Annotated in this window: 18 protein-coding genes; 12 read left to right on the forward strand and 6 right to left on the reverse strand. The window is 72.8% G+C overall.

Going from position 1 to position 22,880, the window contains the following annotated elements:
- Positions 1–2: 2 nt before the first annotated feature.
- Together Q0795_RS00150 and Q0795_RS00155 are read right to left on the reverse strand one after the other, a co-directional pair.
- On the reverse strand, positions 3–2,147 hold the full coding sequence (locus tag Q0795_RS00150) for a DUF6351 family protein (protein WP_298885182.1): 2,145 nt from the start codon (positions 2,145–2,147) through the stop codon (positions 3–5).
- Between the two features lie 172 nt (positions 2,148–2,319).
- Positions 2,320–2,757 carry a hypothetical protein gene (locus tag Q0795_RS00155; RefSeq protein WP_298885184.1) on the reverse strand — a complete coding sequence of 146 codons (438 nt, stop codon included), beginning with the start codon at positions 2,755–2,757 and terminating at the stop codon, positions 2,320–2,322.
- A 76-nt stretch (positions 2,758–2,833) separates the two neighbouring features.
- On the opposite strand from Q0795_RS00155, the gene Q0795_RS00160 reads away from it, so the two are divergent.
- From Q0795_RS00160 to Q0795_RS00190, 7 genes are all read left to right on the forward strand, one after another.
- Positions 2,834–3,109, forward strand: a complete 276-nt coding sequence (locus Q0795_RS00160) for a hypothetical protein (RefSeq protein ID WP_298885186.1) — start codon at positions 2,834–2,836, stop codon at positions 3,107–3,109.
- Positions 3,109–4,467, forward strand: coding sequence for a hypothetical protein (locus Q0795_RS00165; RefSeq protein WP_298885187.1), 1,359 nt, complete (start codon positions 3,109–3,111; stop codon positions 4,465–4,467). The genes Q0795_RS00160 and Q0795_RS00165 overlap by 1 nt, the downstream gene beginning before the upstream one ends.
- The gene (locus tag Q0795_RS00170) at positions 4,464–4,841 is read left to right on the forward strand and encodes a hypothetical protein (RefSeq protein ID WP_058891442.1); all 378 of its coding nucleotides are present in this window, start codon (positions 4,464–4,466) and stop codon (positions 4,839–4,841) included. The genes Q0795_RS00165 and Q0795_RS00170 overlap by 4 nt, the downstream gene beginning before the upstream one ends.
- Complete coding sequence (locus Q0795_RS00175; RefSeq protein ID WP_298885188.1) at positions 4,838–5,296, forward strand: hypothetical protein; 459 nt, start codon at positions 4,838–4,840, stop codon at positions 5,294–5,296. Before Q0795_RS00170 ends, Q0795_RS00175 begins: the two co-directional genes overlap by 4 nt.
- Complete coding sequence (locus Q0795_RS00180) at positions 5,293–6,009, forward strand: hypothetical protein (protein WP_298885189.1); 717 nt, start codon at positions 5,293–5,295, stop codon at positions 6,007–6,009. Before Q0795_RS00175 ends, Q0795_RS00180 begins: the two co-directional genes overlap by 4 nt.
- A 16-nt stretch (positions 6,010–6,025) precedes the next feature.
- On the forward strand, positions 6,026–6,760 hold the full coding sequence (locus tag Q0795_RS00185) for a CDP-alcohol phosphatidyltransferase family protein (RefSeq protein WP_298885191.1): 735 nt from the start codon (positions 6,026–6,028) through the stop codon (positions 6,758–6,760).
- A gap of 251 nt (positions 6,761–7,011) precedes the next feature.
- Entirely contained in the window at positions 7,012–8,016 is a 1,005-nt protein-coding gene (locus tag Q0795_RS00190; protein ID WP_298885193.1) for a thermonuclease family protein, read from the forward strand.
- 84 nt (positions 8,017–8,100) lie between these two features.
- On the opposite strand, the gene Q0795_RS00195 is transcribed toward Q0795_RS00190, so the two are convergent.
- A complete protein-coding gene (locus Q0795_RS00195) occupies positions 8,101–8,559 on the reverse strand; it encodes an SRPBCC family protein (protein WP_298885194.1) in 459 nt (152 codons plus the stop codon).
- A 129-nt stretch (positions 8,560–8,688) separates the two neighbouring features.
- On the opposite strand from Q0795_RS00195, the gene Q0795_RS00200 reads away from it, so the two are divergent.
- The 5 genes from Q0795_RS00200 to Q0795_RS00220 all read left to right on the forward strand — a co-directional run bounded on the left by Q0795_RS00200 (position 8,689) and on the right by Q0795_RS00220 (position 19,434).
- Entirely contained in the window at positions 8,689–10,221 is a 1,533-nt protein-coding gene (locus tag Q0795_RS00200) for an aldehyde dehydrogenase family protein (RefSeq protein ID WP_298885196.1), read from the forward strand.
- Positions 10,214–12,010 (forward strand): choline dehydrogenase, encoded by a 1,797-nt coding sequence (gene betA, locus Q0795_RS00205; RefSeq protein WP_298885198.1) that lies wholly within the window; start codon positions 10,214–10,216, stop codon positions 12,008–12,010. Before Q0795_RS00200 ends, betA begins: the two co-directional genes overlap by 8 nt.
- Complete coding sequence (betT, locus tag Q0795_RS00210) at positions 12,010–14,055, forward strand: choline BCCT transporter BetT (protein ID WP_298885200.1); 2,046 nt, start codon at positions 12,010–12,012, stop codon at positions 14,053–14,055. Before betA ends, betT begins: the two co-directional genes overlap by 1 nt.
- 40 nt (positions 14,056–14,095) lie before the next feature.
- On the forward strand, positions 14,096–17,017 hold the full coding sequence (locus Q0795_RS00215) for an FAD-binding and (Fe-S)-binding domain-containing protein (protein ID WP_298885202.1): 2,922 nt from the start codon (positions 14,096–14,098) through the stop codon (positions 17,015–17,017).
- Between the two features lie 419 nt (positions 17,018–17,436).
- Positions 17,437–19,434, forward strand: a complete 1,998-nt coding sequence (locus Q0795_RS00220; RefSeq protein ID WP_298885203.1) for a DUF305 domain-containing protein — start codon at positions 17,437–17,439, stop codon at positions 19,432–19,434.
- A gap of 75 nt (positions 19,435–19,509) precedes the next feature.
- Here Q0795_RS00220 and Q0795_RS00225 read toward each other — a convergent pair whose 3' ends face one another.
- From Q0795_RS00225 to Q0795_RS00235, 3 genes are all read right to left on the reverse strand, one after another.
- Entirely contained in the window at positions 19,510–21,162 is a 1,653-nt protein-coding gene (locus Q0795_RS00225; protein WP_298885204.1) for a thiamine pyrophosphate-binding protein, read from the reverse strand.
- 142 nt (positions 21,163–21,304) lie between these two features.
- A complete protein-coding gene (locus tag Q0795_RS00230; RefSeq protein WP_298885205.1) occupies positions 21,305–22,105 on the reverse strand; it encodes an aldolase/citrate lyase family protein in 801 nt (266 codons plus the stop codon).
- Positions 22,090–22,875 carry a fumarylacetoacetate hydrolase family protein gene (locus tag Q0795_RS00235; protein WP_298885206.1) on the reverse strand — a complete coding sequence of 262 codons (786 nt, stop codon included), beginning with the start codon at positions 22,873–22,875 and terminating at the stop codon, positions 22,090–22,092. Before Q0795_RS00235 ends, Q0795_RS00230 begins: the two co-directional genes overlap by 16 nt.
- Positions 22,876–22,880: the final 5 nt, after the last annotated feature.

Genomic DNA, 22,880 nt, shown 5'->3' on the forward strand with positions numbered 1-22,880 from the left:
CCTCAGAAGCGCAGCCAGGTCCCGGCCAGACCCTGCTGCTCCACCCCGGGCACCGAGTAGTCGCACACGCCCTCGGCGAAGACCTCGCCGAGGCGCGCCCACTGCTCATCGCTCATCTGCGGGTAGTCCTCGCGGGCCGGCTCCGTCGTCCGGCAGTCGATGACGTCCGCCCGGACCGACTCGCCGGCGACCTCCCGCGGGAAGCTGGCGGAGGGGTAGAGCTGCTCGCACGTGCCCTCGGGGTCACGGTCCAGCGTCTCGGCGACGAAGCTCGGGTCCTCCTCCCGCGTCTGGCAGCCCTCGACGAGCGCCTCCGGCCGGGCGGCACCGATCTCCGCCAGCGTGGGCCGCTCACCCTCGAGGTCCAGCCCGCTCAGCCAGGCGTCCATCTGGGTGAAGCCGTGCTGCAGCAGCGGGCTGCCGGTGCTGAAGAGCCCGTAGCGGTCGTCCTCGAGCAGGCTGACGTGGTTGACCACCGACCCGTTGGCCGCGCGCAGCCGCTCCCGAATGGAGTTCGTGTGGTAGCGGACGTGGATGTCGCCGTTCGGCTGGTCGTCGAAGTAGGCGCGGTAGTCCACGATCGGGGTGCTCGCCAGCCCGCCGCCGCCGTTGGTCAGCCGCCCGGTCCGGTATGCCGCCGCGACCGCGGGCAGGTCCGCCTGGGTCCGCGCCTCCTGGAAGCCGCCGTCCTGGTCGAAGCCGCCGACCTGGTCGTTGAGGTCGAGGAACTGGTCGACGGTGATGGTGCCGTCCTGGAGGGCCGCAAGACCGTACTGGATGCCGCCGTTGTCCAGGGGCCGCAGCGCGAAGCCGGTCTCCGGGTCGGTGCCGTAGACGTTGACCGTGTGGTCGTAGACGTCGCACCGGGCGCCGTCGGGGTTGGTCTCCGGGTCGTAGCGCAGCTCCTCCGGCAGGACCGAGGGGCAGAACACCCGCGGGTCGATGCGCTGCGCGCCGCCGGCGACGTTGCTCATCGTGGCCAGCGTCTGGAAACCGGTGACCTGCCGCTTCTGCTCGTCGGTCCAGGCCGTGCCGGTCTGCTCGAAGTAGTGGTCGAGCAGCCGCGCGTCCGTGATGAAGTTCACCGTCCCGAAGCCGACCTCGGGGAAGGAGCAGCCGACGACGATGCCGTCGAAGATGCCGGGATAGTTGTCCGCCGCCTGGTGCGCCTGGTAGCTCCCGCCGGAGCAGCCGAAGCCGATGGTGAACTCGTCGCGGCCGTAGCGCTGGAGGAACTCCTCCTTGGTCATCTGCGCGGTCTCCGAGGTCAGCAGATCCGAGCAGTTCTGGCCGAAGACATTGAGGCTGGAGGACACCAGCGCATACCCCTGGCCCAGCATCCACGCGTCGGTGACGCCGCCGGTGCTGCTGCCCTGGCGGAACCACCCGCCGGCGCACCCGCCGCCGAGGGTGTAGACGACCTTGCCGTTCCACCCCTCGCCGCGCTCCACCGGCGACGGCTGCGCCTCGGTCAGCGGGTCGTGCAGCGTGGTGTGCTGGAAGATCCCCCGGTTGGCGGTGCCGGTCTCCATCCGCACGATGAACGGCACCTCCACCCCCTCGGTGGTGGTCGTCGTCGCCAGGTCCTCCGGGTATGCCGTCGCGCCGGCCGGCCACGTCTCGTAGGCGTCCGCAGTGGTCCGGTAGAAGTAGTCGACCCGGTCCTGCACCGAGCAGTCGTCGTCGAGCGGCTCGCCCAGGGTGCCGCCGACGACCGGGAGCGTGAAGAGGTCGGTCTCGCAGACGAACGGCTCCTCGTGCGGCCCGGAGAACAGCGGCCCCTCGTCCGGGTGGTTCACCACGGTCAGCGAGTCACCGGCGCGGCCCTGGCCCGGCGGCCGGGCGGTGATGACGTTCTCGCCCGGCTGCATACCCTCGACCACCCCGACGAGCACCCGCCGCTGCGCGTCCCACTCGAAGGCGTCGGTGACGTCGGTGCCGTCGAGGTCGACGCGCACCCGGTGCTGCGGGACGGTGCGGGGCACCGACACCTCGACCAGCGCGTCCCCCGCGGTGACGAGGTCCGGGGCGCTCGAGACCGTGCTCACCTCCAGCCCGGACGGCTTCGGTGAGGGGGGTGCGGCAGCTGCCTGCGTGCCCGTGATGACGAGAGCAGCCAGGGTGGCCGCGCCGGTTGCCAGCTTCATCGCTGAGTCCTTTCGAAAGCGCTTACAGCAGCAACCTAGCAGCGCACTCCCGCCGGCGCAGGGGGTCTCAGGTCAAGGTTTGGTCAGGATCGTCGCCGTGACCGGATCGTGGCCGCCACAGGGCCGTGGCCGTGACAGGGCCGTGGCCGTGGCCGTGACCGGATCGTGGCCGTCAGGCGACGCGGTTCCAGCGCCACCGGGAGTCGGGTACCCCGGTCCCCAGCGCCCGCAGGGCACCGACGAGCATGTCGGCGCTGGCCGCGGGGTCCTCGACGCTGCCGACGTAGACGTGGTTCTCCGAGGCGACGCCGCGAGGCTGCTCCTGCGGGTCCGACCACCCCTGCGTCTGCAGCTCGGCGGTCTGCTCGGGGGTGAGGTCGGCATACGCGGCGGAGACGCTCTCGCAGAGCAGGTCGGCACCGAGCCGTGAGGCCTGCACGTAGCGTCCGGCGCTCTCGGCGGGCCGCGGGCCCAGGCCGAACCAGCGGCGCCGGGCCGGCGGATCCGCCCGGTCGGGCTCGGAGAGCACCAGCGACTCCCCGTCGTCGAGGGTGGCGAGCTCGTCGACCAGGCGGGTTCGGACGTCGTCCCAGCGGGTGGAAGCGCTCATGGCGCCAGGGTGCCACGGCTTGGGATCCGTCGCAGCGGCCACTATCCTCGACGTCGGTTCGTGACGGAGGGAGGGCGTGGAGACCGTGGGTGGCTTCGTGGGAGGAGACCCGGCGCAGATGGGCGCCGGAGCGCGGGCGCTGCACCGCACCGGGGGACGGGTCGAGGAGATCGGGCGCGGGCTGGCGCAGCTGCCGGCCTCGGGCACCGGGTATGCCGACCTCTCCACCGCCGTCCGGCGGCTCGGGTCGGCGGTCGGCACGGCCGTCGAGGACACCGGCACCCAGACCACGATCGCCGCCGCGCTCGCCGACGCCGCCGCCCAGGACATCGACACCGCCGGGGGCGGCTGATGGTCGCCGGTTTCGGACCACCGCAGGGCGACCCCGCGCTGCTGGACTCCCTCGCCACGACGCTGGCCACGGTGTCCGGCGACCTGACCACCGAGCAGGGCCACGTCGAGAGCGGGGTCGAGCAGACCCTCGGCACGTGGCGCGCGACCCGCTCCCGCGACTTCGAGGACGCCGGTCGCGGCATCGCCGGCACCCTCGGGGGTGCCTCGGGCATCGTCGACGCCGCCCAGGAGCAGGTCGGAGGGTATGCCCGCCGGCTGCGGAACGCGATCGAGGACATCGAGGACCTCGAGCGGCGGGCGCAGCAGCAGCTGGACCGGATGGACGGCGTGGACACCGACGACGAGGGCCACGACACCCTGCAGGGCCAGGTCGACGGTGAGGTCGCCCGGCTGCGCCAGCAGGCCCAGGAGATCCGCGACGAGGTGGAGCGGGACGCCACCGCGACCGCCGCGGCCCTGGACGCCGGCACCGAGATCCTCGTGCCCGGGGCCGCCCGGCTGACCCCGGACCAGGTCGCGCTGCGGGTGCACGGCAGCACGGGGGTCTCCGCCGCCGGGGCCCCGCTGGCCACCGGCACGCTGAGCACGCAGAGCGCGTGGGAGGCCCTGGAGTCGGTGTCGCAGCCGGCCACGAACGTGGGCGAGACCGCCCTCGACTCCTGGCTCGGTTTCCGGCCGCCGGTCGGCGAGGGCTCGGTGAGCATGACGCTCTTCACCCTCGGGCAGGTCCAGTTCGGCGCCTCGACGGTGGCCAGCTGGATGGCCGACCAGCGCTACTCCCACTTCCGTCCGATCGACGCCGCGGGCCGGGTCGTCTCCCCGAACATGGGCTTCTGGCAGCGGCTGCGGCACGGGGCGGGCCGCTTCCCCACCGCCCGCGGGCTCAGCCCCTGGCAGCGGGTCCGGGGCTTCGACCCGCGGGGGCACTTCAGCGCCCGGCCGTGGCACGGCGCGCCGGCGTCGCGCTGGAGCACCGCCGGACGCTGGCTCGGCCGCGGCGGGACCGTCCTCACCGCGGCCACCTCGGGGTGGGACGAGTGGAACGAGAGCGCGAACTACCCCACCGACGAGCGCGTCGGCCGCACCGTCACCGTATCGGCCGCCACGACCGGCGGGGCGCTGGCCGGCGCCAAGGCCGGAGCCTGGGCCGGCGGCGCCATCGGGACCGCGATCATGCCCGGCGTGGGCACCGTCATCGGGGCCGGGCTCGGCGCGCTGATCGGCGGTTTCGTGGGTGGAAGCGCCGGCGCCTGGGTGGGTGACCAGCTCAAGGACATCGGCGGCGACATCGCCGACGGGGTGGGGGACGCCCTGGACAGTGCCGGGGACCTCATCGACGACATCACCCCCTGGTGACCCCCGTGGTGTCCACCGTGGTGTCCGTCGTCGGCCTGGCCCTGGGCGTCCTGCTGCTCGGGCTCGCCGTCTGGGAGCGGCTGGGCCGCGGCGAGCAGGCGCGCGCCTGGCTGCGCGGCCCGAGCGAGGCGAGCATCCGCGGCTCGCTGTTCGTGCTCCCCGGCCTGGGCCTGCTCAGCCTGCTCGTGGGCCTGTCCCCGTGGATCGCCGACGTGCCCGCCCTGGGCTTCCTCGCCCTCGTGCTGGCGCCCCTGGGGCTGTGGCTGGTGTTCGGCTGGGGGGCGCTGGCCCTCCCCTACCCGCGCTGGTCGGTGCCCGCCTGGGCCCGCGGGCGCATCGCCCGGCGGTTCGACAAGAAGAGGTGGTCGAGGTGATGGTGACCCACGAGGGGTCGGGTGCGACGTTCGAGGCGCCCGACGGTTGGCAGGTCGAGGACACCGGGCGCCCCGAGGTGCTCGTGGTGCTCGAGCCGGAGCCGGCCGACGGCACCGTGCGCGCCAACCTGGTGCTCACCGCCGTGGACACCGGCGGGCGCTCCTTCCGCGACTGGCAGAACGGCACCGAGGCCCTGCTGCCGCAGGAGCTGTCGGACTACCTCGTGCTCGACCTGCACGCCGGCGAGGTCGACGGCCGACCCACCGGCAGCCGGTTGGCCCACCACGTCGACGCCGAGGGCCGGGCGCTGGTCATGGAGCAGTGCTTCACCGAGGTCGACGGCCTCGGTGTCACCCTCACTGCGACGATCGACGCGCTGCGCTACCCGGTGGCGGCCGAGGAGCTGTCGGCCTGTTGCGCCAGCCTGCGCGTGACGCGGGGGGAGGACCGATGACGCTGCGGCTGGAGGGCGACGCCCTGCTGGTGGACACCGGCACGTGGGCACGGCTGGCGGGGGCGGAGCAGGTCGACCCGGAGCTGGCGCAGGTGGCGGCCGACGTACCCGGGGGTGAGCAGGCCCTCGAGGCCGGGCGCGACCCCCGTGCCGTCGTGCAGGTGCAGACCGCCACCCCCGGCGGGGTCTTCACCCACGAGGCGTGGGTGGGCGAGGACGCGGTTGCCGTGCTCCTCGACCTGGGTCGGGGCGACGAGCGTCGGCTGCTCGTCCTGCCGCCGGACCACCTCGCCGCCTCGCTGGCCCGGATGGTCGGGCTGGCTCCCCGGGCGCACGCCCCCGCCGACCGTGAGCCCCGCCCGGTGTCCGAGTCCGACCTGGAGGCGTGGTTCGCCCAGGGTGAGGAGGCCCCCGCCGACGCAGGCATGCCACAGCGTCCCGTGGAAGTCGGGCAGGGTGCCGAGTCCCACGGGACACTGTCTGTCGGACGGGCCGGCGCCGGCGAATCGGTCGGCGCGGACCGCGCCTGGCGCCTCGTCGCCGCCGCCGTGGGATCGGACGACGCCCCCCTCATGCTCGCCGCGGTGGACGGTCGCGACAGCGGGCTCTGGGTCGTCGGGGCCGACCCCGACCTGCGGCTGGTCCCGGTCACCCCCACCGAGGTATGGCGTGAGCTCGCCTCGGTGCTGCCCGCCCTCGCCCCGCCGCCCTGACCACTAGGGTCTTCGCATGACGTCTTCTGCTGCCAGCGCCCCCGCACGCGTGGCGGCAGCAGCCGTCCACGCCTACACCGCCCTCGGCGTGGTGCTGGCCCTGCTCATGGTCCACTTCTCCTACGCGGGGGAGGTGGAGCTGGTGCTCTGGCTGTTCCTCGCCTCCATGGTCGTGGACGGCACCGACGGCTTCCTCGCCCGCCGGTTCCGGGTCAAGGCGCTCGTGCCCGGCTTCGACGGTGCGCTGCTGGACAACATCATCGACTACATCACGTACGCCTTCGCCCCGATGGTGCTGCTGTGGAGCGCGGGCTTCCTGCCCGCCGGCTGGCTCGGCGGCGTGGTCGCGTCGGTCCCGCTGCTGGCCTCCTGCTTCCAGTTCTGCCGCACCGACGCCAAGACCGACGACCACTTCTTCCTCGGCTTCCCGAGCTACTGGAACATCGCCGCCTTCTACCTCGTCGTGCTCGGCGCCGGCACGACGGCCACCACGGTCACGCTCCTGGTGCTCACGGTGCTCGTCTTCGTCCCGGTCCGCTACGTCTACCCGTCCCGGACCGAGACCGCCTGGTGGCCGACGATGACGCTGACGACGCTGTGGTTCGTCCTGTATGCGGTGGTGCTGGCGCAGTACCCCTCGCCCAGCTGGTGGGCGGTCGCGCTCTCGGCGGCCTACGTCGTCTACTACGCGGCCCTGAGCCTGCACCTGACGCTGTCCCGGCGCCGCAGCGCCGAGCTCGCGACCGCCTGAATCCTCAGGCATTCTTCCTACCGACAGGTAGGAATCAGGAATCTCGTGCGGTATGGTCCGTGCAGCACCACACGAAACGCTTCTCTTTTCTCGCGATCACGGGGATCGACGAGACCGCTATGACGACACGTCCTCAGACCTTCGAGGGACCTTGTCGTCGTGCTCCGGGGGCTGTGGTTGAAGGGTTCACGACCACGGTCGGGACCGACGTCGTCCTGCCTGCGGAGGGGGACCTGAGGTGAGGGACGTCCATGCTGCGCAAGCTCGTCATCGGTCTGCTGGCCGTCGTGGGGGTCGTCGTCGGCGGCTTCGTCGTGCTGGTCATCGCGGCGATCGCGTTCTTCGGGGTCGAGGACGCCGAGCCTGCCGCCCAGGCAGCACCGGCCGCCACGGGCGAGGCCTCCGTCGACGCCGAGACGCAGGTTGAGCAGGACGCGGCGGCCGAGGAGAAAGCCGCCGCCGAGAAAGCAGCGGAGGACGCTGCCGCTGGGCAGGAAGCCGCAGAGAAGGAAGCGGCGGAGAAAGCCGCCGAGCAGGAGGCGGCCGAGAAAGAAGCCGCGGAGAAAGCGGCCGCCGAAGAGGCGGAGGAAAGAGCAGCCGCAGAGCAGGCAGCGGAGGACGCCGCCGCCGAGCAGGCAGCCGCGGAGAAGGCCGATGCCGACAAGGAGGCCGCCGAGCGGGCCGCCGCCGACACCCTGACCGTCGTCGCCATCGTGGACGGTGACACCGTCGACGTGTCCAACGGCGCCCGCATCCGGATCGCCGGCATCGACACCCCCGAGCGCGGCGAGTGCGGCTACGACGAGGCGGGCGCGCGGATGATGGAGCTCGCCCGGGACCGCCAGGCCGTGCTCGTCCTCGCCGGCGCCGACAGCATCGACCGCTACGGCCGGCTCATCCGCTACCTCGACGTCGACGGGCGCGACGTGGGCCTCACCCTCATCCAGGAGGGTCTGGCCACGGCGCGGTACGACTCCCGCGACGGCTACGGCTGGCACGACCGGGAGGCGGAGTACGTCGCCGCCGACGCGGCCAGCCCCCAGGCGTTCTCCTGCGAGGCCGAGCCCTCCCCGCAACCGGCGGCGCCTGCTGCACCCGCGGCACCGGCCATACCCGCCGACTCCGGCGCCGACCCGCAGTTCGGCACCTGCGCCGAGGCGCTCGCGAACGGCTACGGGTGGTACGTCGTGGGGGTCGACCCGGAGTACCACTGGTACCGCGACGGCGACGGCGACGGGGTCGTCTGCGAGACCTGACCGATCCGTCCCGCCTGACCACGCAGACCGGCGCCCGCCCCCGGACGGGGACGGGCGCCGATCTGCCGTGACGCGGCAGGGGGCTCAGTCGCGGGGGACGTCGCCCTCCCAGCCGCCGGTCGGCACCTCGCGCGACTCGATGAACTCCTTGAAGCGCTTGGCGTCGCCCTTGACCCGGCGGTCGTCAGCGCCCACGAGGGCGCCGGCCTTCTCCAGCAGACCCTCGGGGTCCCAGTCCATCTGGATGGTCACCCGGGTCGTCGTGTCGCTCAGCTTGTGGAAGGTGACGACGCCGGCGTGCTTGGTCTCACCCTCGACGGTGGTCCACGCCACCCGCTCCTCGGGGTGCTGCTCGCTGATCTCGGTGTCGAACTCGCGGGTGGCGCCGCCGACCTCGACGACCCAGTGGTTGCGGGTGTCGGTGACCTGGGTGACCGACTCCACACCCTCCATGAAGTGCGGGAAGGACTCGAACTGCGTCCACTGGTCGTACGCGACCTTGATCGGGACCTCGACGTCCACGGACTCCGTGACGTTGCTCATGCATACCTCCTGATCGGGGAAAGGGATCGGACCCACGGAACACCAGATCGGTCTCGCCCGCACGGCCAACCCGCACCCCCGTCCGGACGGTATGTCGACGGGGGGCCGGTTTCCTGGTATCTATGGGCGATGAGCCAACTCCTGATCGACGGCACCTGGCGCGACGCCTCGGACGGGGGGACGCGGACGATCCTCTGCCCGGCCGACCAGACCGAGGTCGGTGTGGTCGCCGAGGCGACCGCGGACGATGCCGAGGCGGCCGTCCTGGCCGCCCGGCGCGCCTTCGACGAGGGCACCTGGCCGCATACCGCGGCACCGGAACGGGCCGCGCTGCTGCGCCGGCTCGCCGACCGGCTCGCCGCCGACCGCGACGAGGTCGCCCGCCTCGAGTCGTTGGACACCGGCAAGCGCTTCGTCGAGTCCCAGATCGACGTCGACGACATCGAGGCGGTCTTCCGGCACTTCGCCGATCTCGCCGCGAGCGAGGCGGGTCGGGTCGTCGACACCGGTATGCCGGACGTCGCCAGCAAGGTGGTCCACGAGCCGGTCGGGGTCTGCAGCCTCATCACCCCGTGGAACTTCCCGCTGCTGCAGACCAGCTGGAAGGTCGCCCCGGCGCTGGCCGCCGGCAACACCTTCGTCCTCAAGCCCAGTGAGCTGACACCGCACACCTCGGTCTGGCTCGTGCGCGCACTGGCCGAGGCCGGCCTTCCCGACGGCGTCGCCAACCTCGTCCTCGGCTCCGGCGCCACCGTCGGCCCGACCCTCACCTCGCACGACGCGGTCGACCTCGTCTCCTTCACCGGTGGCGTCGAGACCGGGCGGACGATCATGGCCGCCGCCGCGACGACGGTGAAGCGGGTCGCCCTGGAGCTGGGCGGCAAGAACCCCAACGTCGTCTTCGCCGACGCCGACCTCCCGGCCGCCATCGACAACGCCCTCACCGCGATCTTCCTCGACTCCGGCCAGGTCTGCAGCGCCGGCGCCCGGCTCGTCGTCGAGGAGTCCGTGCACGACGAGGTCGTCGACACCCTGGTCGAGCGCGCACGGGGGATCCGGCTCGGCGGGCCGTTCGAGGAGGACGCGGAGGCCGGGCCGCTCATCAGCGAGGCGCACCGCGACAAGGTCGCCCGCTACGTCGCCGAGGCGCTCGAGGACGGCGCCGTCCTGCGGTGCGGTGGCGGCCCGCCGGAGGACCCGGCTCTGGCCGACGGCTGGTACTTCTCCCCCACGATCCTCGACGGCTGCGCGCAGGACATGCGCTGCGTGCACGACGAGTCCTTCGGCCCGGTCCTCACCGTCGAGACCTTCTCCGGCCCGGACCCGGACTCCGCCGAGGACGCCGCGGTGGCCATCGCCAACGACACGATCTACGGCCTCGCCGGGGCGGTGTGGACGCAGAACGCCGGGCGCGCGGAGCGGGTGGCCGGCCGGCTGCGGCACGGCACCATCTGGATCAACGACTACCACCCCTACGTCCCGGCGGCGGAGTGGGGCGGCTACCAGCAGTCCGGCATCGGGCGCGAGCTGGGGCGGGCGGGGCTGGAGGAGTACCGCGAGACCAAGCACATCTGGCACAACACCCGCCCGGCGCCGGCCGGCTGGTTCGCCGACCACACCAGCACCGACCCCAGCACCCCCACGGAGGCCCCCGATGCCTGAACGTTACGACTACGTCATCGTCGGCGGCGGCTCCGCCGGGTCCGCGCTGGGCAACCGGCTCAGCAGCGACCCCTCGACCAGGGTCCTCGTCCTCGAGGCCGGCCGCAACGACTTCCGCTTCGACCCCTTCATCCACATGCCGGCCGCCCTGCCCTTCCCCATCGGCAGCCGCTTCTACGACTGGAAGTACGAGTCCGACCCCGAGCCCGCGATGGGCGGGCGCCGCATCTACCACGCGCGCGGCAAGGTCCTCGGCGGCTCCAGCTCGATCAACGGGATGATCTTCCAGCGCGGCAACCCTATGGACTTCGAGCGCTGGGCCGCCGAGCCCGGGATGCAGGACTGGGACTACGCGCACTGCCTGCCCTACTTCAAGCGGATGGAGACGGTGCTGCTGGAGGACGGGCGCACCGGCGCCGACGCCTGGCGCGGCGGCTCGGGCCCGCTCGTGCTGGAGCGGGGACCGGCCAGCTCGCCGCTCTTCGGCGCGTTCTTCGAGGCGACCCAGGAGGCGGGCTACCCGCTGACCGACGACGTCAACGGCTACCGCCAGGAGGGCTTCGCCAAGTTCGACCGCAACGTGCACCGCGGCCGCCGGCTGTCGGCGGCCCGGGCCTACCTGCACCCGGTGGAGCACCGGCGCAACCTGCGCATCGAGACCCTCGCGACGGTCACCGGCCTGCGCATGCAGGGGACCCGGTGCACTGGCGTGGACTACGTGCGCGGCGGGCGGCTGCGCCGCAGCGTCGAGGCCGGTGAGGTCATCCTCTGCGGCGGTGCCTTCGCCACCCCGCAGCTGCTCCAGCTGGCCGGCATCGGGGACCCCGAGGTGCTGGGCGCGGCGGGGGTGCAGACACGGGTCGACCTGCCCGGCGTCGGGTCCAACCTGCAGGACCACCTCGAGGTCTACCTCCAGCACTCCTCCACCCAGCCGGTCTCCATCGCGCCCTGGCTGGCGCACCACCACAAGCCCCGGATCGGCGCCGAGTGGCTCTTCGCGCGTCGTGGGGTCGGCGCCAGCAACCACTTCGAGGCCGGCGGCTTCATCCGCTCCAACGACCAGGTCGAGTGGCCCAACCTCATGTTCCACTTCCTCCCGATCGCCATCCGCTACGACGGCAGCAAGCCCGCCGAGACCGAGCACGGCATCCACGGCTATCAGGTGCACATCGGCCCCATGTATGCCGACACCCGGGGCCACGTGCACATCCGTTCCGCCGACCCGGCGCAGCGCCCCTCGATCCTGTTCAACTACCTCTCGACCGACACCGACCGGCGCGAGTGGGTCGAGGTGGTCCGGGCCGCGCGCGACATCCTCGGCCAGCCCGCGTTCGCGCCGTTCAGCGGTGGCGAGATCTCCCCCGGACCCGAGGTCGAGACCGACGAGCAGATCCTGGAGTGGGTGCGCGGCGACGCCGAGACCGCGCTGCACCCCTCGTGCACGGCCAAGATGGGTGGCGCCGAGGACGGCCAGGCGGTCGTCGACCCCGCCTCGATGCGGGTGCACGGCACCGAGGGGCTGTCGGTCGTGGACGCCTCGGTCTTCCCCTTCGTCACCAACGGCAACATCTACGCCCCCGTCATGATGGTGGCCGAGAAGGCCGCCGACCTCATCGCCGGCAACACCCCGCTGCCCGCGTCCGACGTCCCGTGGTACCGCTCCGGGACCGGGCAGCCCCTGTACCCGCCGGGCGACCCGCGCAACGACGCGTGGAACGCGATGAAGGACCCGCCATCGGCCGAGCGGCTCCGACGGGCAGCCGGGTCCACCAGCGAGAGGAACCCGTGATGAGCGCCACCACCGAGCAGACCACCCCCACCCCGACCCCGCGCACCGGGCCGCCCGGCTCCCCGCCGGTGCGGATGCCCGTCTTCATCTCCTCCCTCGTCGGGGTGCTCATCTTCGCGATCTGGGCCATCGCCATGCCGGACCGCGCCTACGACATCATCTTCTCCGCCACCGAGTGGGTCGGCGGCGCGTTCGGGTGGTTCTACATCGCCCTGGGCACCGCCATCCTCGTCTTCGTCCTCTACCTCGGGATCTCCCGCTACGGCACCCTGCGCCTCGGCCCGGCGCACTCCCGGCCCGAGTTCTCCACCTTCGCCTGGGCCTCGATGCTCTTCGCCGCCGGCATCGGCACCGACGTCATGTTCTTCTCCGTCGTCGAGCCGGTGACCCAGTACATCTCCCCGCCGGTCATCGAGGGCGAGACCGTGCAGGCCGCCCGGGAGGCGACGGTCTGGACGCTGTTCCACTACGGCATCACCGGGTGGGGCATGTACGCGCTCATGGGCATGGCCCTGGCCTTCTTCGCCTACCGGCTGAACCTGCCGCTGGCCGTCCGCTCGGCCCTGGCCCCGGTCTTCGGCCGGCGCATCGAGGGCCCGCTGGGGCACGCCGTCGACACCGCCGCGGTCCTGGGGACCATCTTCGGTGTCGCCACCAGCCTGGGGATCGGCGTCGTCTTCCTCAACTTCGGCCTCGGCGAGCTGTTCGGCATCCGCCAGGGTCTGGCCGCCCAGATCGGCCTCGTCGTCCTCGCCATCACCATCGCCGCGGTCTCGGCGACCACCGGCGTCGACAAGGGCATCCGCTTCCTCTCCCAGCTCAACGTCATCCTGGCCCTGGGCCTGGCCGCCTGGGTCCTCGTCACCGGCCGCACCCAGCTGCTCGTCGAGGGCGTGGTGATGAACGTCGGCGACTTCGTCGCGCGCTTCCCCACCATGACGATGGACACGATGGCCTACGACGGGGCCAACGAGTGGATGAACCTGTGGACCCTCTTCTTCTGGGCCTGGTGGGTGGCCTGGGCGTCCTTCGTCGGGCTCTTCCTCGCCCGCATCTCGCGCGGCCGGACGATCCGGCAGTTCGTCGCGGGGACGATGGTCATCCCGTTCGCCTACATCGTCATGTGGGTCTCGATCTTCGGCAACGCGGCGCTGGCCCGGGTGCGCGGCGGCGACGCCGACTTCGCGGCCGCCGCGCAGGAGTACGACGGCCGCGGCTTCTTCATGCTGCTGCAGGACTACCCGGCCGCCGGGCTGCTCGTGCTCCTCGCCACGGCCGTCGGGCTGCTGTTCTACGTCACCTCCGCCGACTCCGGCGCCCTGGTCATGGGCAACCTGTGCTCCCAGCTGCGGGAGGTCCAGGAGGACTGCGCGCCCTGGCTGCGGATCGTCTGGGCGGCGACCACCGGCCTGCTCACCATCGCGGTGCTCTCCGTCGGCGGCATCTACGCGCTCCAGTACGCCACCGTCATCATGGGTCTGCCCTTCGCGGTCGTCCTCGTGCTCGTCATGTGGGGTCTGTGGACCGCGCTGCGCACCGAGCTGCGCCGCGTCGAGTCCGGCAACGGCACCCACTCCGTCCTGTATGCCGTGGGTGACGGCAAGAGCGACCGGGAGACCTGGAAGGCGCGGGTGGCCCGCGCGACCAACTTCGTCGACACCCAGGACGCCGAGGCATACCTGGAGAGCGTCGTGGACCCGGCGCTCACCGACGTCGCCGAGGAGCTGCGCACCCGCGGCGTCGAGGCGGACACCGACCGTGGCACCGCCCAGCCGGACGACCAGGACGCCGAGGGCGGCAGGTTCGTCGAGCTGCGGACCTCCGACGACGAGCACCCGTTCGTCTACCGGGTCAAGGTGTCCCTGCACCCGGTCCCGACCTACGGCGGGCGGATGATCGGCAACCGCGACCGCTACGCCCGGCTCGAGGTGCACCTGGCCGACGGCGGGCAAGACTACGACGTCATGGGCTACAGCCGCCCGCAGGTGATCCACGACTGCCTGGACGCCTACGAGCGGCACCTGGACTTCCTGCGCAGCGTGTGAGCCGTCGGCTGCGGCACGCCGGCGCACTAGGCTGACTGGCGTGCCGCGAACGACCCTCGAGATCCCCTGGAGCCACCTGGAGACCTCGCTGGGCGAGCGGCTGGGCGGCAGCGCGGTCAGCCGCCGGCCGCTGGACCTGCACGCGCTGGCCCACGACGCCTCGCACTATCTCCTCACCCCGGAGCTCCTGGTCCGCCCGACCTCCGCGGACCAGGTGGCTGCGGTGCTGGCGGCCTGCGACGAGGTCGGCGCGCCGGTCACCTTCCGCTCCGGCGGTACGAGCCTGTCCGGGCAGGCGGTCACCGACGCGGTCCTGGTCGACACCCGCCGGCACTTCACCGACGTCGAGGTGCTGGACGGCGGCGCCCGGGTCCGGGTGCAGCCCGGCGTGACCGTCCGGGCGGTGAACGCCCGGCTCGCGCCCTACCACCGCAAGCTCGGGCCCGACCCGGCCAGCGAGGGCGCGTGCACCCTGGGCGGCGTCATCGCCAACAACTCCAGCGGGATGCACTGCGGCACCGAGCTCAACACCTACGCCACCCTGGAGTCGCTGACCGTCGTACTGCCCTCGGGCACGGTCATCGACTCGGCCGCGCCGGACGCCGAGGCCGAGCTGGCGGCCCGCGAGCCTGCGCTGGTCGCGGGGCTGCTCGCGCTGCGGCGCCGGGTGCTGGCCGACCCGGACTCGGTGGCGACGATCCGCCGGCTGTTCTCGATGAAGAACACCATGGGCTACGGCATCAACGCCCTGCTCGACTACGACAGCCCGCTGGACATGCTCGTGCACCTCATGGTGGGCAGCGAGGGCACCCTAGGCTTCGTCGCCTCCGCCGTCCTGGCGACCGTGCCCGTCCACCCCGAGGTGGCGACCGGGCTCCTCGTCCTCGACACCATCGGCGCGGCCACCGGCTCGGTCCCCGACCTCGCCGGGACCGGTGTCGCGACGGCCGAGCTGCTCGACGCCGCGTCGCTGCGGGTGGCCCAGCAGGACCCCCGCTGCCCGCCGCAGATCGCCGCACTGGAGGTCGACGAGCACGCCGCGCTCCTCGTGGAGTGGCAGGGGGACAGCCCCGCCGAGCTGGACGCCACGCTGAGGTCGGCGGCCGCCACCCTCGACCGGCTGGCGCTGACCACCCCGGCCAGGCTCACCCGCGACGCCCGCCAGCGGGCCGCGCTCTGGACGGTCCGCAAGGGCCTCTTCTCCGCGGTCGCCGGCGCCCGACCCGCCGGGACCAACGCCCTGCTCGAGGACGTCGTGGTCGGTGTCGACGTGCTCGGCGAGACCTGCGTCGCGTTGACCGAGCTGTTCGACACGCACCGCTACGAGGACTCGGTCATCTTCGGGCACGCCCGCGACGGCAACGTCCACTTCCTGCTCAACGAGCGCTTCGACGACGTGGACGCGATGCGTCGCTACGCCGACTTCACCGAGGACCTGGTCGACCTGGTGCTGGGCCAGGGCGGCTCGCTCAAGGCCGAGCACGGGACCGGCCGCATCATGGCACCCTTCGTCCGTCGGCAGTATGGCGACGAGCTGTACGCGGTGATGTGGGAGATCAAGCGGCTCCTCGACCCCCGGGGGCTGCTCAACCCCGCGGCCGTGCTCTCCGACGAGCCGACGTCATACCTGCGGGACCTCAAGCCCTCGCCGCCGGTCGAGGAGGAGGTCGACCGCTGCGTGGAGTGCGGCTACTGCGAGCCGGTCTGCCCCTCCAAGGACCTCACGCTCACCCCGCGCCAACGGATCGTGGTGCGCCGCGACATCCAGACCGCCCGCGCTGCCGGCGACCACGCGCTCGCCGACTCCCTCGAGCGCGACTACGACTACGACGGCATCCAGACCTGCGCGGTCGACGGGATGTGCCAGAGCGCCTGCCCGGTCCTCATCGACACCGGCGACCTGACGAGGCGGCTGCGCCGCGAGTCGACCGGCCGGCTGGCCGACGCGGCCTGGGCGGGGGCGGCCCGGGCGTGGGGCACGGTGGCACCCCTGGGCGGGCTGGCGCTGAGCGCGGCACGGCTGGTGCCCTCCGGCGTGCCCGTGGCCGCCACCCGGCTGGTGCGCGCGGTCGCCGGTGCCGACGCCGTGCCGCTCTACGACGCCCGGCTGCCCGGCGGCGGCAGCCGGCGGCGCGAGCTGGCCCCCGCCTCCCCCGTGGCGGTGCTCTTCAGCACCTGCATCGGCGAGATGTTCGGCACCGAGCCCGGCGGGCACACCGGTGAGCTCGGCGGCGGTGCGACCGGGGCGCTCGTCGAGCTGTGCGTGCGCGCGGACGTCCCGCTGCGCACGCCCGCCGGCATCGGCGGTCTGTGCTGCGGCACGCCGTGGAAGTCCAAGGGCCTGAGCAGCGGTTATGCCGTCATGGCCGACCGGGTGGTCCCCGCCCTGCGGGAGGCGACCGAGGAGGGCCGGCTCCCGGTGGTGGTCGAGGCGTCCTCCTGCGTGGAGGGGCTGGTGGTCATGCTGGCCGAGCACGCCCCGGACCTGCGGGTGGTGGACGCCGTGGACCTCGTGCGGGACACCGTGCTCCCCCGGCTCGACGTCCGCCGCACCGACCGCACGGTGGTGGTGCACCCCACGTGCTCCTCGGAGCGCTCCGGGAGCACCGAGGCCTTGGTCGACCTCGCGCGGGCGGTCTCGACCGACGTCGTGGTGCCCGTCTCCTGGGGGTGCTGCGCCTTCGCCGGCGACCGCGGCCTGCTGCACCCCGAGCTCACCGCCTCGGCCACCGCCGCCGAGGCCGCCGAGGTCGCGGCCGTCGTCGCCCGGGTGACGTCTCCCGGTGCTGAGAACGCTTCGCTGAGCACCGCCGAGAACCGCGCCGATCATCGGGTGGACCACTTCGCCGAGGAACCCGGCTTCGTCTCCTCCAACCGCACCTGCGAGATCGGGATGACCCGGGCCACCGGCCACCCGTACCGGCACGTGCTGGAGCTGCTCGCGGAGGCCAGCCGGGCGTGACCCGCGACAACCACCCCACCGGGCGTCGTGAATGGTTGCGCCACCGCCCACCGAGCGTCGCGAACGGTTGCGCCACCGCCCACCGAGCGTCGCGAATGGTTGCGCCACCGCCCACCGAGCGTCGCGAATGGTTGCGCCACCGCCCACCGGGCGTCGCGAACGGTTGCCGGAGCCGACCCGGCGCAGCCATTCGCGACGCCCGGTCGGTTCAGAGACAACCATTCACGACGCTCGGTGGGTAGAGAAGGCCGGGGCCGGACGGGCGATCTCCCCCGCCCCGGCCGGCCGCGCCTGGGACCACCGACCGACCCCAGGGGCGGGCAAAGTTTGGCCCATGATTCGGTCAAGTCCGCCCGGTGACGCGGGGTCACCTGCCTAGGGTCGAAGGATCCCCGAGAAAACCACTGGAGGTGGCTGTCATGGGCGACACCACGAACCGGACCAGACGTCTGCTGCGTACCGCGGCGACGGCGGTCCTCGCGACGACCCTGAGCGTCGCGTACCTCCCGGGAGCGGTCCAGGCCGACCCGGACGACATCGAGACCAGCGACAACATGACGCTGCTGAGCAACACCCCGAAGCAGGCGCCGCTGGAGGGCTTCAACTCCGACATCGCCTTCTGGGGTGACTACGCCTTCCAGGGCAACTACGACGGATTCCGGATCTGGGACATCTCCAAGCCCCGGGACCCCGAGCTCGTCACCCAGGTGCTGTGCCCCGGCGGCCAGGGCGACGTGTCCGTCTCCGAGGACGGCTCGCTGCTCTTCATGTCGGTGGACTCCCCCCGCTCCGATGACACCTGCTCCAGCACGTCCGGCAGCATCCTCAGCCCGGCCTCCTGGGAGGGCATGCGGATCTTCGACATCTCCGACCTCGAGAGCCCGGACTACGTCAAGGCCGTGCGCACCGACTGCGGCTCGCACACCCACACCCTGATCCCGGGTGAGGACGAGGGCACGAACTACCTCTACGTCTCCTCCTACGGTCCCAACTCACGCTTCCCCAACTGCCAGCCGCCGCACGACGGCATCTCGGTCGTCGAGGTGCCCACGGAGGACCCGGCGTCGGCCGCGGTGGTCTCCGAGCCGGTCCTCTTCCCCGAGGGCGGCGGACCGGGCACGAGCGGCTGCCACGACATCACCGCATACCCCGAGCGTGACCTGGCCGCCGGCGCCTGCATGGGCGACGGCATCCTCATGGACATCTCCGACCCGGTGAACCCGGTCGTCACCGAGCAGGTGCAGGACTCCAACTTCGCCTTCTGGCACTCGGCCACCTTCAACGACGACGGCTCCAAGGTGGTCTTCACCGACGAGCTGGGCGGCGGCGGTGCGGCCACCTGCAACGAGGCGGTCGGGCCGAACCGCGGCGCCAACGCGATCTTCGACATCGCCTACGACGACACCGCGTCGCTGGACTTCCGCAGCTACTACAAGATCCCCCGCTACCAGGAGGACACGGAGAACTGCGTCGCGCACAACGGCTCCATCATCCCCGTCGTCAAGGGTGACGTGATGGTCCAGGCGTGGTACCAGGGCGGCGTCTCGGTGTTCGACTTCACCGACTCCGACAACCCCGAGGAGATCGCCTACTTCGACCGTGGTCCGATCGACGACGACAACCTCGTCCTCGGTGGCTCCTGGTCGGCGTACTACTACAACGGGTACATCTACTCCAGCGACATCACGCAGGGGCTGGACGTGCTCAAGGTGAGCGGCACCCGGGGTGACCGGCGGGTGAAGATGGACTTCCTCAACGCCCAGACGCAGTACGAGTCCACCCCGGGCCGCTCCGGCTCCCGCCCCGCGAGCGCCCCCGCGCTCGACGGCAAGGACGTCACCTCCGCGGTCGTCCCGGCCGCTCCGGGCGCCCGGGCGCAGGTCGTCCCGGCGCCGCAGGCCGAGCGCCTGGTCGCGCAGAGCCGTCACGACCTGGCGCACCAGTCCGCCGAGGCCGACACGATGTTCATGTCGATGATGGTCCCGCACCACTACCAGGCGATCCTCATGTCGCAGCTCGCCGAGGACCGGATGGCCGACCCGCAGCTCGCGGCGCTGGCCGACCGGATGCTCCTGGAGCAGGAGCTCGAGATCGACGTCATGCAGGGCTGGCAGGGCGCCCACGGCCACCCGGTCACCGACGAGGTGGCGGCCTACGAGCAGATGGTCGCCGACCCCGCCATGCGTGAGCAGATGGGTATGGCCTCGCCGGAGCAGATGCAGCAGCTCGCCGAGGCGGAGGGCGCGGCCTTCGACACCCTCTTCGTCGAGCTCATGGTGCCCCACCACGAGGGGGCCATCGACATGGCCGTGGACGAGATCATCCACGGCTCGGACGTCACCGTGCAGCAGCTGGCGACCGACATGATGGTCACCCAGGGCGTGCAGATCGACCAGATGCAGCGCCTGGTCGGCTGACGACGCGACGAAGGGCCCGGCGCCGCGAGGCACCGGGCCCTTCGTGCTGTCGTGGGGTGGCCGGCCGCGGGGAGCTCAGCTGTTCACCCGGATGATCTCCTCCTGGTAGGGCGCGACGACCTCGCCGGACACCCGGCAGTCCAGCACGAGGAACCGCCGCGTCTCCGGCGGCTCGGCGGCCCAGGTCTCCAGCCGGTCGAGGTCGGCCAGGGTCTGCACCACGACCCCCTCGGCGCCGACACCGGCGGCCAGGGCGGCGAAGTCGACCTCAGGGATGAGCATGGGCGGCATCGCGAGGCCCTGCAGCCCGTACAGGTTGACCTCCGCACCGTAGGCGGCGTCGTTCCACACCACGGCCAGGCCCGACCCGCCGGCGACCCGCACCGCCGACTCCAGGTCGGACAGCGCCATGAGCCCGCCGCCGTCCCCCGTGGTCAGCACGACGGTCGACCCCGGTCGGGCCAGGGCCGCCCCGAGCACCGAGGGCCAGCCCAGCCCGATGGACTGAAAAGCCGTCCCCACCATGATCATCCGGTCCGGGGAGGCCACCGGCCAGTACATGTTGGCCCAGCCGATGAAGTGCCCGCCGTCGGAGACCACCACCCGGTCCTGCGGCAGCAGCTCCCCGATCCGGACGGCCACGGACCGCGGGTCCAGCCGACCGTCCGGTGCCAGCTCCTCCCCCGGGTCGTAGGCGCGCAGGTCGGCGACGGGCACGGTCTCGCGCCACCCGCCGGGCGCGTGGCCGAGCTCGGAGAGCCGCTCGGTGACCGCCCGCGCCACGATGGCCGCGTCGCCCTGGACGTAGCCCCCGACGTGGGGATGCGTGGCGGCCGGCGCGACGTCGACCTGGAGGACCCGGGTGCCTGGCGCGAACAGCTCGCCGAAGCGCATCGTGAACTGGTTGAGCGAGGCGCCGAAGACGACCGCGACGTCGGCCTCGCGGACGAGGTCCATCGCGCCCTCGGCACCCCAGCCGCCGGCCACCCCCAGGTCGTACTCCGCCCGCGGGAAGATGCTGCGCCCCAGCGAGGTGGTGGCGGTGACCGCACCCGCGGCATCGGCGAGCTCCCCCAACGCCTGCCCCGCGCCGGCCAGCCACGCCCCGCGCCCGGCGAGCAGCAGCGGCCGATGCGCCCCGGCCAGGGCGGTGGCGATGTCCGCGATGGAGCCGGCGGCGAAGTCGCCGACGGGCTCCCTGGGCGCCGGGGTGAGCGGGGCGGGCACCTCCGGCACCGGCCCGACCTCGAGCCGGGCCACGTCGTAGGGCACCGCCAGCACGGTCGGCACCCGGTAGGTCAGGGCGTGCTCGATGGCGATGATCGTCGTGGCGGCGGCATCGGTCCGCCCCACGGTGTAGGTGCGGGCGCCGACCGCGGACGCCAGCGCGATCTGGTCGACGTCCCAGGGTCGCGGGCCCGAGGTGGGCTCGTCCCCCACGACGAGCAGCAGCGGCACCTGCGCCTGCACGGCCTCGGCGAGCGCCGTGAGCGTGTTGGTGAACCCGGCACCGTAGGTGGAGGTGGCGGCGGCGATCCGCCCGCACGCCCGGTGGTGGGCATCCGCCGCCACCACTCCCCCGGCCTCGTGGCGGACCGCGGTGAACTGCACGTCGCTCGAGCGCTCGAGGGCGTCCAGGACGTGGGCGTTGCCGTTGCCCATGACCCCGAAGACGTGGTCGACGTGGCGGGCCAGGGTGAGGGCGACGTGGGCGGAGACGGTGGGCACGCAGGTGCTCCTTCGCGAGAGACGGACGGGGGTCAGGCCGTATGTGTCTCGCGGGTGCGGCACGCCGCTGTGTGCTCCTTTTTCGAGCACCGACGGCGAAGCGCCGGACGGCCCCGATCATACGCGGCCGACGCCGACCGCCTCAGGAGCGCTCCTGCTCCCCCGGGCCACCCGGGAGGAACCGGGCGGCCAGCGCCTCCGAGCCGCGCGCGAGCAGCGCCACGTCGGCCCCCACGAGGACGAAGGAGGCGCCCTGCCCGAGGTAGTCGTCCGCGACGGCGGGGTCGAAGGCGTTGACCCCGACGGGCGTGCCGGCCGCCCGCGTGGCGTCGAAGGTCCGCCGCACGGCCGCGCGCACGTCCGGGTGCGTCTGCTGCCCCAGCAGGCCCATCGAGGCGGCCAGGTCGCTCGGCCCGACGAAGACCCCGTCGACCCCGTCGACGGCCGCGATCTCGCCCGCCGCCGCGACCGCGGCGGCGGACTCCACCTGGACGAGGAGCGACACGTGCTCGTCGGCGTCGGCGAGGTAGCCCTCGACCCGGTTCCACCGGGCGGACCGTCCCAGGGCCGAGCCGACCCCGCGCTTCCCGCGCGGCGGGTAGCGGACCGCCGACACGGCGTCGGCGGCCTCCTGCGCGCTCTCGACCATCGGCACGAGGATGGTGTGCGCGCCGAGGTCGAGCACCTGCTTGATGCGGACGGGGTCGGCGGAGGGGACGCGGACGACGGGGACCACCGGGTATGCCGCGACCGCCTGCAGCTGCGCGAGGACCGACTCCAGCCCGTTCGGGGCGTGCTCCATGTCCAGGAGCAGCCAGTCCAGACCGGAGCCCGCGGCGATCTCGGCCACGAGCGGCGAGCCCGAGCAGACCCACATGCCGACCAGGGGCCGGTCGCTCGCGGCGAGCGCCTCGCGCAGGGTGGGGCTCAGACGAAGTGGCACGTGATGGTCCCCATCTCGGCGTAGTCGCAGTGGACGGTGTCACCCTTCGAGACCCACACCGGCCGGGTGAACGAGCCGGCCAGGATGGTCTCCCCGGCCTCCAGCCGGTCCCCGTGCTGGTGGACCTTGTTGGCCAGCCAGGCCACCCCCAGGGCGGGATGGCCGAGGACGCCGGCCGCGACGCCGGTCTCCTCGACCTCCCCGTTGCGGGACAGCACGCCGGGCACCCAGCGCAGGTCGATCTCGTCCGGGCGGCGGCGGACGTCGCCGAGCACCATCGCGCCGTAGGCCGCGTTGTCGCTGATGGTGTCCACGATGGTGCGCCCCTCGAGCTCGATGTGGGAGTTAAGGACCTCCAGCGCCGGGACGGCGTGGTCGATCGCCGCCAGCGCGTCCTCCAGGGTGCAGTCCGGCCCGGTCAGCGGCTCGGCGAGCACGAAGGCCAGCTCGACCTCGACCCGCACGTTGGAGAAGTCGTCGACCGGGATCCGCGCCCCCGAGGCGTGGACGGTGTCGTCGAACATCACGCCGTAGTCCGGCTCGGTGATCCCCGTGGCCTGCTGCATCGCCTTGGAGGTCAGGCCGATCTTGCGGCCCACCAGCCGGCGGCCGGCGGCGAGGTTCGTGTCCCGCCAGACGCCCTGGATGGCGTAGGCGTCCTCGATCGTCGCCTCGGGGTGGCGCGCGGTGATCCGGGGGATCACCGAGTGGGTCCGGTCGGCCTCGGCCAGCTCCTGCGCGATCGCGTGGATCTGCTCGGTCGTCAGCACGGGTG

Origin of the sequence: uncultured Serinicoccus sp. (assembly GCF_947487915.1) — a bacterium.
GTDB lineage: Bacteria > Actinomycetota > Actinomycetes > Actinomycetales > Dermatophilaceae > Ornithinicoccus.

Excerpts from the sequence above, each read along its gene's own strand:
- Q0795_RS00150 (WP_298885182.1), bottom strand. The coding sequence starts at position 2,147 with ATGAAGCTGGCAACCGGCGCGGCCACCCTGGCTGCTCTCGTCATCACG.
- Q0795_RS00155 (WP_298885184.1), bottom strand. The coding sequence starts at position 2,757 with ATGAGCGCTTCCACCCGCTGGGACGACGTCCGAACCCGCCTGGTCGAC.
- Q0795_RS00165 (WP_298885187.1), top strand. The coding sequence starts at position 3,109 with ATGGTCGCCGGTTTCGGACCACCGCAGGGCGACCCCGCGCTGCTGGAC.
- Q0795_RS00180 (WP_298885189.1), top strand. The coding sequence starts at position 5,293 with ATGACGCTGCGGCTGGAGGGCGACGCCCTGCTGGTGGACACCGGCACG.
- Q0795_RS00185 (WP_298885191.1), top strand. The coding sequence starts at position 6,026 with ATGACGTCTTCTGCTGCCAGCGCCCCCGCACGCGTGGCGGCAGCAGCC.
- Q0795_RS00190 (WP_298885193.1), top strand. The coding sequence starts at position 7,012 with ATGCTGCGCAAGCTCGTCATCGGTCTGCTGGCCGTCGTGGGGGTCGTC.
- Q0795_RS00195 (WP_298885194.1), bottom strand. The coding sequence starts at position 8,559 with ATGAGCAACGTCACGGAGTCCGTGGACGTCGAGGTCCCGATCAAGGTC.
- Q0795_RS00200 (WP_298885196.1), top strand. The coding sequence starts at position 8,689 with ATGAGCCAACTCCTGATCGACGGCACCTGGCGCGACGCCTCGGACGGG.
- betA (WP_298885198.1), top strand. The coding sequence starts at position 10,214 with ATGCCTGAACGTTACGACTACGTCATCGTCGGCGGCGGCTCCGCCGGG.
- betT (WP_298885200.1), top strand. The coding sequence starts at position 12,010 with ATGAGCGCCACCACCGAGCAGACCACCCCCACCCCGACCCCGCGCACC.
- Q0795_RS00220 (WP_298885203.1), top strand. The coding sequence starts at position 17,437 with ATGGGCGACACCACGAACCGGACCAGACGTCTGCTGCGTACCGCGGCG.